The sequence below is a fragment of the Caballeronia telluris genome, assembly GCF_001544495.1.
GTDB lineage: Bacteria > Pseudomonadota > Gammaproteobacteria > Burkholderiales > Burkholderiaceae > Caballeronia > Caballeronia telluris.
The window spans coordinates 1-13,328 of the sequence record NZ_FCNZ02000061.1 but is presented as its reverse complement, the minus strand read 5'-3'; the positions used below and the strand labels follow the sequence as shown (position 1 = coordinate 13,328).

General features: G+C 60.4%; 9 protein-coding genes and 1 pseudogene. 4 read left to right on the top strand and 6 right to left on the bottom strand.

The genetic code is table 11. From position 1 onward, the window contains the following. Nucleotides 1-641 precede the first annotated feature (641 nt). From AWB66_RS31095 to pdxR, 4 genes are all read right to left on the bottom strand, one after another. Nucleotides 642-2,066, bottom strand: coding sequence for an amino acid permease (locus AWB66_RS31095; protein WP_087633845.1), 1,425 nt, complete (start codon nt 2,064-2,066; stop codon nt 642-644). A 151-nt stretch (nt 2,067-2,217) separates the two neighbouring features. Continuing rightward, on the bottom strand, nt 2,218-3,636 hold the full coding sequence (locus AWB66_RS31090; RefSeq protein ID WP_087633844.1) for an NAD(P)/FAD-dependent oxidoreductase: 1,419 nt from the start codon (nt 3,634-3,636) through the stop codon (nt 2,218-2,220). Between the two features lie 16 nt (nt 3,637-3,652). Continuing rightward, on the bottom strand, nt 3,653-4,078 hold the full coding sequence (locus AWB66_RS31085; protein WP_087633843.1) for a nuclear transport factor 2 family protein: 426 nt from the start codon (nt 4,076-4,078) through the stop codon (nt 3,653-3,655). Nucleotides 4,079-4,226: 148 nt separating this feature from the next. After that, a complete protein-coding gene (gene pdxR / locus AWB66_RS31080) occupies nt 4,227-5,753 on the bottom strand; it encodes a MocR-like pyridoxine biosynthesis transcription factor PdxR (protein ID WP_087633842.1) in 1,527 nt (508 codons plus the stop codon). 288 nt (nt 5,754-6,041) lie between these two features. Between pdxR and tauA the strand changes: the two genes are divergently transcribed. Genes tauA through AWB66_RS31065 form a run of 3 tightly spaced genes read left to right on the top strand, consistent with a single transcriptional unit; the run spans nt 6,042 to nt 8,816 of the window. Continuing rightward, entirely contained in the window at nt 6,042-7,049 is a 1,008-nt protein-coding gene (gene tauA, locus AWB66_RS31075; protein WP_087633846.1) for a taurine ABC transporter substrate-binding protein, read from the top strand. Nucleotides 7,050-7,096: 47 nt separating this feature from the next. Beyond that, nucleotides 7,097-7,912, top strand: coding sequence for a taurine ABC transporter ATP-binding protein (locus tag AWB66_RS31070; protein WP_087633841.1), 816 nt, complete (start codon nt 7,097-7,099; stop codon nt 7,910-7,912). Beyond that, the gene (locus AWB66_RS31065; RefSeq protein ID WP_087633840.1) at nt 7,905-8,816 is read left to right on the top strand and encodes an ABC transporter permease subunit; all 912 of its coding nucleotides are present in this window, start codon (nt 7,905-7,907) and stop codon (nt 8,814-8,816) included. Before AWB66_RS31070 ends, AWB66_RS31065 begins: the two co-directional genes overlap by 8 nt. A 501-nt stretch (nt 8,817-9,317) precedes the next feature. Here AWB66_RS31065 and AWB66_RS31060 read toward each other — a convergent pair. After that, nucleotides 9,318-11,183, bottom strand: coding sequence for a TnsD family Tn7-like transposition protein (locus AWB66_RS31060; protein WP_125469856.1), 1,866 nt, complete (start codon nt 11,181-11,183; stop codon nt 9,318-9,320). A gap of 93 nt (nt 11,184-11,276) precedes the next feature. Continuing rightward, nucleotides 11,277-12,824 (bottom strand): TniQ family protein, encoded by a 1,548-nt coding sequence (locus tag AWB66_RS31055; protein ID WP_087633838.1) that lies wholly within the window; start codon nt 12,822-12,824, stop codon nt 11,277-11,279. 356 nt (nt 12,825-13,180) lie between these two features. Here AWB66_RS31055 and AWB66_RS35215 point away from each other — a divergent pair. Next, nucleotides 13,181-13,252 (top strand): annotated as a pseudogene (locus tag AWB66_RS35215) (XRE family transcriptional regulator); the annotation flags it as partial. Between the last annotated feature and the right edge of the window lie 76 nt (nt 13,253-13,328).

Genomic DNA, 13,328 nt, shown 5'->3' with positions numbered 1-13,328 from the left:
GGTCTATTAGCTCTGCCCCTGTCCGGGGCGGGACTTACTTTCTTTGCTGCTGCAAAGAAAGTAAGCAAAGAAAGCAGCTTTTTAGTCAGCAGTCTCAAGACGGCAACGCAGCGGCAGAACTGAGTGGACATACCGCCTAAGTGTCGCCCTCGAAGGCGCCACCGGGCTTGGTGCGATTAACCACTGTGTCCTCGCACAGCCAACTACTTGGTAAGGCATTCATCCATCCGTCCGCGCTTCGCGGACGACAGGCATAAACGAAAACCATCGGTCCACAATCTCAGCCGCAACCGCGAACGCTAACTACGCGACTGATGCGCCTCACGTCTGAGCGAAGCGAATACGGATGGATGACTGCTGTACCGTTTTGTTCGCTGCGCGATGACACTGTGGTTAATTGCACCCAGCCCCTTGGTCCCTCGAGGGCGACACTTAGGCGGTATGTCCACTCAGTATTTCAAAGGCGTTGCCGTGCTGTGACTGCTGCCTAAAAAGCTGCTTTCTTTGCTTACTTTCTTTGCAGCAGCAAAGAAAGTAAGTCCCGCCCCGGACAGGGGCAATGCTAATAGACCGACGCGAAAACAAGTTCCCCAAAAGAGAAGCACAACCGCATCGGACGACCTTCAACGTCCAATCCCGCCCTACCTCCGCGCAGGCTGCGCCTCAAACTCGACATCACCGCCCTTACGCCAGCGTCCACGCTGCCAGAACACCACGAGCAGCACCGCAAGACTCGCGACCCCGAACCACAGCGGCTTGCGCTGATCCGGAATGAACGCCATCGCAACGATGATGGACACCATCCCCGCGATAGCCACCCACGTGAGATACGGAAAGCACCACATCTTCACGCGCAGTTCACCCGGCGCCTCGCGCTCCAGCCGCGCGCGCAGTTTCAGTTGCGACAGCGCGATCAGCAGATAGACGAAGATCGCCACCGTGCCATACGAATTGACGAGGAACGCGAACACCGTATCCGGCGATACATACGACATCACCACCGATACATAGCCGAACAGCGTGCCCACCAGAATCGCGCGCACCGGCACACCGCGTCGGCTGACCTTGGCGAGCGCACGCGGTGCATCGCCACGGCGCGTCAGCGCGAACATCATCCGCGATGCAGCGTAAAGCCCCGAATTCAGCGCGGACAGCACCGCCGTCAAGATGATCGCGTTCATGACGTGCGCGGCAGCCGGAATGCGCATCGCTTCGAGCGCGCTGACATACGGCGTCGCCATGCCCGGCGAGTTCCACGGCACGATCGCGACCACCAGCAGGATCGATCCCGCATAGAACACCAGCACGCGCGTGATCACCGAATTGGTCGCCTTGGCGACCGCCCGTTCCGGCTCGTGTGCCTCCGCAGCGGCAATCGTCACGATCTCGGCGCCGAAGTAGAAGCCGGTCGCCGCGACCGCGCCCGCGAGCACCGGCCCGACGCCGTTCGGCATGAAGCCGCCGTGCGCCGCGATCGAGGCGACCGGCAGGCTCGCGTGGCCGGCAGCACCCGGCCAGAGTCCGAACACGAAGAGCCCGCCAAGGAACAGGAACACGATGATCGCCGCCACCTTCACCGACGCGAACCAGAATTCGAACTCGCCGTAGCTGCCGACGGAAAAGAGATTGGTCATCGTCAAAGTGACGAGCAGCACGAGGCCGATCAGCCACGCTGGGACGTCCGGTAGCCAGAACTGCACGAGATGCGAGCCCGCCACGGTCTCCACCGCGACGACGATCACCCAGAAGTACCAGTACATCCAGCCGGTCAGGAACCCGGCGAGTTCACCCGATTTGCGCCGCTCGCCGAACGCGAGCCGCGCATATTCATAGAACGATCCGACAGCAGGCATCGCCGACGCCATTTCGCCCAGCATGCGCATCACGAGCACGACGAGTCCGCCCGTCAGCAGGAACGAGATGATCGCAGCCGGTCCCGCCTGCCTGATCACCACGCCGCTGCCGACAAAGAGTCCCGCGCCGATCACGCCGCCAAGCGCGATCATCGTCATGTGCCGCTGCTTGAGCCCGCATTTCAGCTCACTTCCGTTGACTGGTTGTTGCATGTGTCGCCTCCGTATCCTGACCGGTACGGCATCCTTACGCGTTGCGCGCCGGACGCCGTCCATGTACGGGCGTGAGTGCGCGGACGCAAACGTTTTGCGCCCCGCACCCCGCCCGTTTTTTATCTAAGAAGAAAGAACTGCTTGCGCGCGCCTAGTTCTTTTCGTCGCGCATGTAATACCAGTGATAGAGCATCCGCTGTCCGACACGCCTGAACGGCGCGAACATGTGGCCGGGCAGCGGCGACGTGAAGATGGGCAGTGTCTGATGCGCGCCGCGTCCGGCGATGCGCTCCGCGAGCCGCCGTCCCGCCTGTGACGAATACGATACGCCGTTGCCGCCGTAGCCGAGCGCGTAGAACACGGTCTGCTTCGGATCGGGCTGGAAGACGCGCGGCATCATGTCGTGGCTGACATCGACCCAGCCCCACCACGAATAATCGATCTGGATGCCGCGCAGCGCCGGAAACTTGCGATACAGCCCGTTGCGCAGCAATTCGAAGTGGCGTTCGTTCGGCGCATCGGCGCCGGTGATCGCGCTGCGGCTGCCGATCTGCACGCGGTTGTCCGGCAGCAGTCGATAGTAGAAGCGCAGCGTGCGCGTATCGGTCAGCACTTGCGTCGTCCGGAAGTTGCACGCGGCGAGTTCGGCGGGCGTGAGCGGGCGCGTCACCATCGAATTCGACAGGATCGGCATGATGCGGCTCGTGAGCGCCGGGTGCAGGCCGGGCGCGGTATAGGCGCCCGTCGCGATACCGACGGCGCGCGCACGGACCGTACCGCCCGGCGTGCGCAGATGATGCACGCCGTTGATGGTTTCCCAGCCGACGACCGGGCTGCCCGGATGCACCTTCGCGCCGTGCTCCCGGGCGATCTTCGCGTAGCCGTAAGCGAGCTTGAGCGGATGCACGCCGACACCTTCGGGCTCGTGCAGCGCGCCGCACGATTCCGCGTCGCCGCAATATTCGCGGCGGAACGTTTCGGCATCGAGCAGTTCGGACGGATAGCCGAACACGTCTTTCCAGACCTTCGCCTCGGCGGCGAGCTTCTCCATGATGCGCGGACGATGCGCGATCAGGAAATGGCCGCCCGGTTGCGGATCGCAGTCGATCTGCGCGACGAGCGACTTGAAGGTATCGAAGCCCTCGTAGATCTCGTGATGCATCTTGAGCGCGACGTCCTTGCCCCAGCGCTCGATCCATTGCGAGCGCGACAGCCGGCCGGACGCATTCTGCCCCTGTCCGCCGTTGCGGCTCGTGCAGCCCCAGCTGACCTTGTTCGCTTCCAGCACGACGGCCTTGATGCCGTGCTCGCGCGCGAGAAAGAGCGCGGCCGCGAGTCCGGTAAAGCCGCCGCCGATGATCGCGACATCGACGTCCATGTCCTGCGTGACGGGGCCGTCGTCGGGCGGGGGCGTGCCCGCGGTCGCCGCCCAGTAGGTCGGCGCGTATTGCTTGCCGCGGCCGGGACCGGGCGAGACGAGCGGATCGTAGGTCGGGTCGTAGCGCGTGTCGGCGCCCGCCTCGCGGGCGAACGGCCCCGTTGCTTCCAGGTGGATCGCACCGTTTTTCATGGCGATTCTCCCGGGCTCAGGCGGCCGCGCCCTGCGTGGCGGCGCTTTGCTTCGGGCGCTCCTTGCGGAACGCGCGCTTGACCGCGATCAGGCCGTCGCGGAATTCGAACAGGTCGCAGCCTTCGGCCTCGATGCGCCAGCCTTCCGCGTGCGTGCCCGTGAACACCCATTCCGACACGCCGCGCTCGCCCGCGACGTAATGCCGGCCCTGGCCCCAGTGCGCATCGGGAAACGTGCGAAAGACCGCCTCGAATGCTGCCTTGACCGCCGCGCGGCCCGTGAAGCGCGTGCCGTGGATGTCGTTGCCGCCAGCGGCGTCGAAGACGCAGTCCTCGGTCATGAACGTCATGAGGGCATCGGCGTCGTGGCGGTTGAACGCGTCGGAAAACGCGGCGAGCGTGGATGCCGTGACGGCGGGCGTCTGCGAAAGCGTGTCGGACATGCTGTCTCCTGGTCAGATTTCTGTGTCAGATGAATCGTGAGCCGCATGCGTCGCTGAGCATGCGGGATCGTTACTGACACGTTAATCAGCCATTACGTCCGACGGTAGTTCCAGATGCCGGCATTCGCTTGGGCCAGCCGCGCGCGCCTCATGCGGCAGGCTTTTGCGCGCGCACGAGTTCCGCGAGCAAGCGCACGCCCGCGTCGATCTTTTCGAGCCGGATCGACGAAAAGCCCATCCGGAAGCAGTTGCGTTGCGCCATGCCCGTCATGAAGAAGACATCGCCGAGTTCGATCAGGATGCCGCGCGCCTCGGCGTCGGCGGCGAGGCGCCGCGAATCGAGCCACGGCGGCCCTTCGACCCAGCACGACGCGCCGCCCGTGATCGGCACGTGGCGCGCTTCGGGCAAATGCGTATCGAGTGCGGTCATCAGCGCCTCGGCGCGTTCCTTGTACGCGTAGGCGAGGCGCCTGAGCAACGCGTCGTGATGACCGAGCGACAGGAACGTCGCGAACGCCCGCTGGATATACGCGGCCGGATGGCGCACCATCAGCCGCCGCAGCGCGCGCAATTCGCGGATCAGTTCGCGCGGCCCGACGACGTAGCCGAGCCGCAGCCCGGGCGCGAAGCTCTTCGAGAGACTGCCGACGTAGATCACGCGATCGGCCGTATCGAGGCTCTTCAGCGCGGGATGCGGCGCGCCAGAGAAGTTGTTCTCGCTCTCGTAGTCGTCCTCTATCACGACGAAATCGTGCGCCTGCGCCATCGCCAGCAGCGCATGGCGGCGTTCGAGCGGCATCGTCACGGAAGTCGGGCACTGGTGGCTCGGCGTCACGTAGACGTAGTCGCAGCGTTCCAGCAGCGCACGGTCTTCCAGCGGCCGCACACCGCCGCCATCGACGGGAAGCGGCAACAGCGGCGCGTCGCGGTTCTCGAAGATGTTGCGCGCGTCCGGATAGCCGGGATTCTCGAAGCCGATGGTCGTGCGCTCGTTCGCGAGCAGGTCGGCGATCAGATACAGCGCCTGCTGCGCGCCGATCGTCACGACGATCTCGTCCGGCATCGCGAAGACGCCCCGACGCGGCAGCACGCGCGTGCGAATCTGCTGGACGAGCGAGTCGTCGTCGCGTTCGATCAGGTCGGGCGCCCAGTTGCGGATCTCCAGCACCGAAAGCGCCTTCATGCAGCACTCGCGCCAGTCGCTCGTCGGAAAGAGCGCCTGGTCGAACTGGCCGTAGATGAAGGGAAACTCGTAGTTCTGCCAGCTCGCCGGCTTGACGATATTGCGCTGCGCAGACGGCACGCGTCCCATGCGCGCGCTCCAGTCGGGCCGCGCGAGCGCCTCGTCTCCGGCGTGCTGCGGCACGGTCACGAGCGGCGCGAAGCCGTGTTGCCCTTCGAGCATCGTCGGGTTCACGAAATGGCCGCTGCGTTCGCGCGAGATCAGATAGCCCTCCTCGACCAGTTGCTGGTATGCGAGGACCACCGTGTTGCGCGCGACGCTCAGCTGGTCGGCCAGTTCGCGGCTCGACGGCAATGCGGTGTCGGCGGGAATCTGGCCGTCGAGGATCGCGGCGACGAGCATTTGCCGGATCTGGCCCTGAAGGCTGATAGTCGATTCCGCCGGACGCTGGAACCGCTGCGTCCACATTGCCGAGGACATCCGGCTTGCCATGCTTCCTCCTTGAAGTGATTCGATTCGTGATTCGATTCGTGTTGCGATGCGCAACGAAGGTGCACGCCCGCGGCGTGGACCGGTGAATGTGGACTCAACGATCGCCGGCGTCTGGTACTAACTCGCCCGATTTTTAGTTGACGATACTCGAATCGACAGTGCATCGGCGATCGGGACAAGCCCGGCGCCTTTCGAACGACGAGCGCACGTCCGTCACGCAACCTGCCCTGGAGACCCGAAATGCAAAACCTTAAGCGACCAAAATTGCCCCTGCGGCTCATCGGTTCGATGCAGCGCGTCATCGTCGCGCTGGCGGCGCTCGTGCCGCTCGTCCTTTCGCCCGCTCACGCGGAGGACAAGGAAGTGACGATCGCGTACCAGCAGATCGTCGATCCGTGGGTCGTCGCGATCGCCAACGGTTCCATCGAAAAGGCGACCGGCTACAAGATCAACTGGCGCCAGTTCGAGTCCGGCGCGAAGGTCGCGACCGCGATGGCCTCGGGCGACGTCAAGGTCGGCGTGATCGGCTCCAGCCCGCTCACCGCCGCCGTGAGCCAGGGTCTCGACCTGCAGCTCTTCTGGATTCTCGACAACATCAACCAGGCCGAAGCGATGGTCGTGCGCAACGCGTCGAACGTCTCGAAGCCCGTCGACCTGAAGGGCAAGACGATCGGCGTGCCGTTCGTCTCCACCACGCACTATCACACGATGTTCGCGCTCCAGCACTGGGGCATCGACCCGAAGGACGTGAAGATCCTCAACATGCAGCCGAACCAGATTGTCGCGGCGTGGGAGCGCGGCGACATCGACGCGGCCTACGTCTGGAACCCGGCGCTCGCGGAACTCAAGAAGAGCGGCCATGTGCTCGTCACTTCGGGCGATCTCTCGAAGCTCGGCAAGCCGACCTTCGACGGCATCGCGGTCGATCGCAAGTGGGGCGAGGAGCACAAGGACTTCATGGCGAAGCTCGTGAAGGCGATCGCCGATGCCGACGACCAGTATCGCCGCAATCCGTCGCAATGGAGCGCGACGTCCCCGCAGGCAGCGGCGATCACGAAGATGATCGGCGGCACCGCGGCGGACGTGCCCGAGTCGCTGTCGCTCTATGCGTATCCGACGCTTGCCGAACAGGCGTCGCCGCAATGGCTCGGTGGCGGTTCGTCGGGCCGCGCGGCGGCGGCGCTCAAGGACACCTCGGCGTTCCTGAAGGACCAAAAGCGCATCAGCGCGCTCGCGCCCGATTATTCGAAGTTCGTGACGCCCGTGTACGCCGAAGCGGCGATGAAGCTCAAGTGATCGTCTGAAGCCCGGGCGCAACCGTGTTGCGTCCACAAGGAGGCCGTATGGAAAGCATGCAGGTCAGAAACGTCAGCGTCGTGTTTCCCGGGCGTCGTCCCGGCGAGCAGGTCCACGCGCTCGACAACATCGATCTCACGATCGACTCCGGCGACTTCGTCGTCGCGCTGGGCGCATCGGGCTGCGGCAAGACCACGCTGCTCTCGCTGATGGCCGGCTTCATCGCGCCGACGAGCGGCGAGTTGCTGCTCGGCGGCGAGCCGGTCGCGGGACCGGGCGCGGACCGCGGCGTCGTGTTCCAGAAGCACGCGCTGTTGCCGTGGCTCAACGTCATCGACAACGCCGAGTTCGGGCTGAAGCTGCAGGGCGTCGCGAAGGCGCGGCGCCGCGAGATCGCGGCGCGCAATCTCGCGCTCGTCGGCCTGCAGGACTTTCACAAGCACATGATCTACCAGCTCTCGGGCGGGATGCAGCAGCGCGTGGGCATCGCCCGCGCGCTCACCTGCGACCCGGCGATGCTCCTGATGGACGAGCCGATGGCCGCGCTCGACGCCCTCACGCGCGAGACCATTCAGGAACTGCTGCTCGACGTGTGGAAGAAGACCAACAAGATGTTCTTTTTCATCACGCACAGCGTGGAGGAAGCGCTGTTTCTGGCGAGCCGGCTGATCGTGATGTCGCCGCGTCCGGGACGCATCACGCACACCTACGAACTCGACTTCAACCGGCGCTTTCTGGAGACGCGCGATGCGCGCGCGGTCAAGTCGAGTCCCGATTTCATCGAGATGCGCGAGCGCGTGCTCGGCATCATCTACGGCGATGAAAAAATGCATGGCGCACGAGAAGAGGTGTCGCATGTCTGAGTCCAAAGCCATCCACGCGATCTTTCACCACTCCGCCGAACCGCCCGATGCGCCGCCGGACACACCACCCAAACGCCGCCGTCCGCGCGTGCTGGCGAAGCGCCCGGTCAAGCCCGGCGATGCGTTCGGCGTGCCGGGCCAGGGCAGCAGCCTCGTGACGAGCGTCATCACGATTGCCGCGTTCGTCGGACTGTGGTTCGCGGTCACGAACCTGCATCTGATCAAGCCGCTCTTTCTGCCCTCGCCGCAGGCGGTGTACGCAAAGTTCCTCGTCGTCGCCACCGACGGCTTCGCCAACTCGACGCTCGCGCAGCACACCGGCATCAGCCTGCTGCGCGTATTCGGCGCGTTCGCGCTGGCGTGCGCGACCGCGATTCCGGTCGGCGTGATGATGGGCGTCTCGCGCTTCGCACGCGGCGCATTCGATCCGCCGATCGAGTTCTATCGTCCGCTGCCGCCGCTCGCTTACCTGCCGCTCATCATCATCTGGTTCGGCATCGGCGAATTCTCGAAGGTGCTGCTGATCTATCTCGCGATCTTCGCGCCGCTCGCCATCGCCGCGCGCGCCGGGGTGCGGTCGGTATCGATCGAGCAGATTCACGCCGCGTATTCGATGGGCGCGTCGCGCACGCAGGTGGTGTTCCACGTCATCATGAAGTCCGCGCTGCCGGAGATCTTCACGGGCATGCGGATCGGCATCGGCGTGGGCTGGACGACGCTCGTCGCGGCGGAAATGGTGGCGTCATCGAGCGGCCTCGGCTTCATGGTGCTCAACGCGGCCGAGTTCCTTGCGAGCGATGTCGTCATCATGGGGATCATCGTGATCGGCTTCTTCGCGCTGTGCTTCGACATGCTGATGCGCTACGTGGAACGCGTGCTGGTGCCGTGGAAGGGCAAGGTTTAAACGCTTTTTTTTCAATCAGCCACGACGACCGGAATGCCGGCGTCGTGGCTTTTTTTCGTCCCGACGGTTCGCTCCCGGAAAATTCCGAATATCGGCGCACATCAAAGTCTGCGGGGAAACCGGGCGAGAAAGGCCGTAATAGCGTCGGCGACGCGACACCAATCAAACGACAAAGGCTGCGGGAAACAATCGTCCCACTCGAGGGCGGTCAGTTTCGGGAACACAAAGTGTGCGGGAAGCCCGCGCGACGGCCTTCGCAGCGGCATTAGCAAAAAGGGAATGACCATTTTCATGTTGCGATGCAGCCTTCTTGCACAGGTCGAAGGGTGTGGATACCGGGTTTTCCGGCAGTTTGAGGCGTGGCTGATGCGCAGATTTTCGAATCGCAGTCTGTGCCGAGTTGACTCGGTTCGATGCTCATTGCCAAGACTTAACGGCAGCCGAATAAACAAATGAAAGTGGAAAATAGATTGGAAAAAACTATTATCGCTCATCTATTTTTTAGACGCAGTCATCGGAGGAGCCGCAGACAAGTCGATTTTTCCCTCCGCGATGGTTGACAGTCAGCCCATCGATTTGCTGAATGCGGTTACGTTGCTCTTTTGTGAAAGAGCGCCACCGTACCCCAACGCGTCTCAGTGCGTCATCGCAGGTGTCTGAGCTTTGTTTCGATGGCAACGTGGCGAGCCAAGCGATGACGCGTTCGTGGTAGGCAGCACGTGACTCGGCCAATTGGCGCAGCAAAACCGAAACGGGAAGACTGCTACTTCGGTTCGCGCGAAGCCACCCTATCCGTTCGAGAACTGCAAGCTGGGTGACTTGGACCGGAGGCTCCATCAGCATCAGTTCGTGCCATGCTTCGCGAATCTGCTCAGTCGTCGGTTCAAACACCCGGTAGGAAGATTTGGGACGCCAAGACCGATGCCTTCGATTGAATGTGAGCAACCAGTCTCGGTCACTTCTTAGTAACGCACGATAAACGGCGGGATTAGAACTAGCGGCCGCTGTGATGCGACCTTCCGACGAGATACCACTCACCAGTAGCCGCCATTCCGCCCGCAACCTCTCAATTTCACGTCGAGGCACCTTTTCCTCGCTGACTTGCAATTCCAAGCGAACCCACTTCAACGCCGTGCTCCGGGTCAGACGCAGCTCTCGTCTAGCACTCTGGTAACTCACTCCTTTCGCTATCAGTCGACGGAAACGCATCCGGTACCGGGAGGCGTAAAGGAATGGTGTCAACTTCTCGGTCTCGCGACTATCCGCACCACGAACACGGTATGAAATGCCACAGGTGCACACAAGCTTGAACCCTCCTGACCTCCTCAACATTCCCGCAAATTGAAGCTCATCTGTCGCTCGATGCAGAGCACCCTCGCACGATAATCCATCTAACGACGGTGTGACGGCCCGCGGACCCTTTGGATGCACTATAGCGTTCCCTTTCATGCTAGGAACAAATGAGCCGGGCATCGAGTTGCGCCATTCGAGGAAGGTCTCTGCAGCGATGAACATCAACGGATTGGGAAATCTCCAAACGTCCGCCGGACCTGACAACTTAAAAATCCACGAAGAGATACTTTTTGGGGTCATTCCCAAAACATGACAAAACTCATTGCCAAAGAAGTTGAGCCAGGACTCTATTAACGCATCTCTTTTCAAAAGGTCGGCAGTACGAGCGAATCCCGCTTCGCGGAACATCTCAATATATTTCACTGTAGAATTAGATGAAAAGCCGCTTAGCTTTTGCCCTACGCTTCTCTTTGCAATATCCGCCAAGATAGTCATTTTCGAAGAGGAGTTTTCTTTCAGAACCGTTTCATCAGATTCACTTATTAACTCCTCCACTGGAAAATCATCATTTTTATCATCATAGTGGTAAGCAACAGATTTCAAAATGCAAAAATGCTCAAGACATACAAACACCCCTCCCAGTTGATGGTTGACTTTCCAGTAAAGAGGCGTTCGATGGCCTCTCAACGCCGCCAAACATTCCGAGCAGTACCGTAGCCTTGTCGAAATCGCGTGTATCGGATACAAATTTCTCCACGAGGCGTCATGATTCAACGGGTGAGCCAGCATCCGTTCAAGTAGATTTTCACGTGCCGACGTCGATGCCATCCGTGTTGTGTACAGAAACTCAGTGTGCTCGTTTATTAACTCCTCAGCCGTCTTACTCCAATAATCGCTCGCTTGGCTGGCGAGGTACGAGATAGCACTTGGAAGACGAGTACCGGGCAGGCATCCATACCCGAACAGCCTCTTTCTCAAGTGAATTGTAGACCTCAAACCCATCATTTTTGCGTATCGGCCAAGGTTGCTCCCAATCGTTTCATTGTCCATTAGCGGCAGCAGTGCAACGGCCACAGCAGCATCTCCTTTAAATAGTCACAGAAATCCAATAACTAACAAAACAAATATTCCTGCAGATTTGAAAGCTCGTACCCGTGAAGGCATCTTCTACGTGACTTGACTATCATCTCGGAAGCGTGGCAATTCATCCAAAATTTGAGAGCCTACTGAACCTGACTTCCACCCGGAATTAAGGGACTTGTTATCTTTATTAAACTGAACAATCCAACTTCGGTCATATCGATATAATTTTCTATATAATCTCGAATCAGCTTGGTGCGCCGACATAATCCGCTTCGCCGGTGTAGAATTGGTTACAATAGAGCGCCACTGTTCACGCAAATCATCAATTTCCGCGGGCGTCATAGTCTTCCCCACCGAAAAGCCACAAAAACGCGCCCAACGCGAGAACCGAGGATTCACTAAAGGAAAGCGTCGTGCCGTGCCTCCGACAATGAAGTTGTCCGCGAAGCGCATCGAAATCAGGTCGTAGTAACGTTCGCCGTACGTCATCACAATCTCGCCCGTTTCTACGGGGCGCTCCGCATTAAAGGTTCTATATGTCATTCCGCACGAGCAAACCAAGAGCCGCCCCTCACAATCACTCAAATCCTTCCGCCAAGCATCGTTAGCTCGATGCAGAAGTCCTCTGCACCGGAAGCCCTCTTTGTTTTGGTAAAAGTCGTCGTACACTTTCGCGGTCGGGACTTCTGCAATATTCGCATCTTTGTTTCGTATCGCAGGGGTGAACGTTCCGGGCGCTGCACAAAGGGCATTCAGCATTGACATTGCGCAAATGAACATGAATGGATGAGACGATTCCCCACCTGTTCCAACACCCTCAATGTTCTTCAGCCACGTGGCGAGCCTTATCAGGCTCAGGCCTGAGGCCTGGCAATAATTGCGACCAAAATGTTCGACCATCGACCCTGTGAACGCTCTAACGTCCGTGCTGCCGGTGGGCCACGTGCACCCGGCAGTTCGAAGCAGCTCACAATAAATGGCTGCTGAGGGAATGTTGCCGCTGGCAATCCTGTACTGCGCACTAAGTCTTGCCACCTGCAAGAACGCGGCTCGCTCTGAGGATGAAGCGTGGGGCAGGATGTCTTCATCGTCCACGTCCTTCATTGCCATCACAGTGGCATCTGTACGGCTCTGATGGATACCGCGCTTCGCGACCTTTAGCATCCTCGAGTGCGCAAAACAGAGATACACGCCCGTCAGCTGATGGTCAATCAGCCAATGGTCAGGTTCTCCACTCTCCTGCCACTGGGCCAAACAGTCTTCGCAGTATCGAAATTTTGGCACACGTTCGGCGTTCCACCCACCAACGCTTCTTCGAAAAGTGCGGCTACCGGGCTGTTCGAGCAAAGCTGCGAACATTAACTCCCTCTGCTCCGCGGACATGGTGGCAGTTGCGTAGTAGAACTCTGTTCCTGTCTTGAGGATTTGCTCCGGCGTCAAGCCCCAGTAGTCTCGAGTTTGCTCAGCAAGATGATTTATGCCACTCGGGAGTCTTGTGTCCGGCTTACATGGATATCCGAAGAGCCGACATCTCAGGCGCAGCGTGCTCTCAGCGCCAATCGAATCGGAATATCGTCCCAGATTGCTGCCAAGCGTTTCACCATCCAAAAGAGGAAACAGTGCGACAGCCATATCGTCTCTCCCTGATTGCAAGTTCAAACCTGAAGCGTTTTGGCACGAAGGCTACCCAAAAAAGCCTTCGTGCCCGCCGCTTTCAGACCACACTATCCTTGACGCGACTCTTCAGAGAGCGCGCTGGCGCCTTCGCCTGATAGAAGCGTCGCGCCGCTTCATTACTCAATTCCTGGGTCGACGCTGACGGGTAATCCTTTTGGACAGCGTTCACAAGCGACGATGCCAATTCCTGCGGGACGCCAAGGAGTAACTGTTGATTTGCACGGAATCCTGACCCACCCTGCGCAATAATTTGCATCGAATATTGACCCACGTAGAACACTGACCTGCTCGGCAACGGGCAGGGGAACGGAGTGATCGACGTGGCTATATTGAGCATCATCCGACGCTGGCACTTTCGCGATCATGTCTCGTTGCGCGAGATTGAAGCGCCCCGGGTTTGTCGGAGACCGGCGAGTTTGGCGTTACGCCGCGCGTGCGGCCAACGCCTGTTTCCGATTG

Coding starts and splice junctions, on each gene's coding strand:
- AWB66_RS31095 (WP_087633845.1), bottom strand. CDS start 2,066: ATGCAACAACCAGTCAACGGAAGTGAGCTGAAATGCGGGCTCAAGCAG.
- AWB66_RS31090 (WP_087633844.1), bottom strand. CDS start 3,636: ATGAAAAACGGTGCGATCCACCTGGAAGCAACGGGGCCGTTCGCCCGC.
- AWB66_RS31085 (WP_087633843.1), bottom strand. CDS start 4,078: ATGTCCGACACGCTTTCGCAGACGCCCGCCGTCACGGCATCCACGCTC.
- pdxR (WP_087633842.1), bottom strand. CDS start 5,753: ATGGCAAGCCGGATGTCCTCGGCAATGTGGACGCAGCGGTTCCAGCGT.
- tauA (WP_087633846.1), top strand. CDS start 6,042: ATGCAGCGCGTCATCGTCGCGCTGGCGGCGCTCGTGCCGCTCGTCCTT.
- AWB66_RS31070 (WP_087633841.1), top strand. CDS start 7,097: ATGGAAAGCATGCAGGTCAGAAACGTCAGCGTCGTGTTTCCCGGGCGT.
- AWB66_RS31065 (WP_087633840.1), top strand. CDS start 7,905: ATGTCTGAGTCCAAAGCCATCCACGCGATCTTTCACCACTCCGCCGAA.
- AWB66_RS31055 (WP_087633838.1), bottom strand. CDS start 12,824: ATGGCTGTCGCACTGTTTCCTCTTTTGGATGGTGAAACGCTTGGCAGC.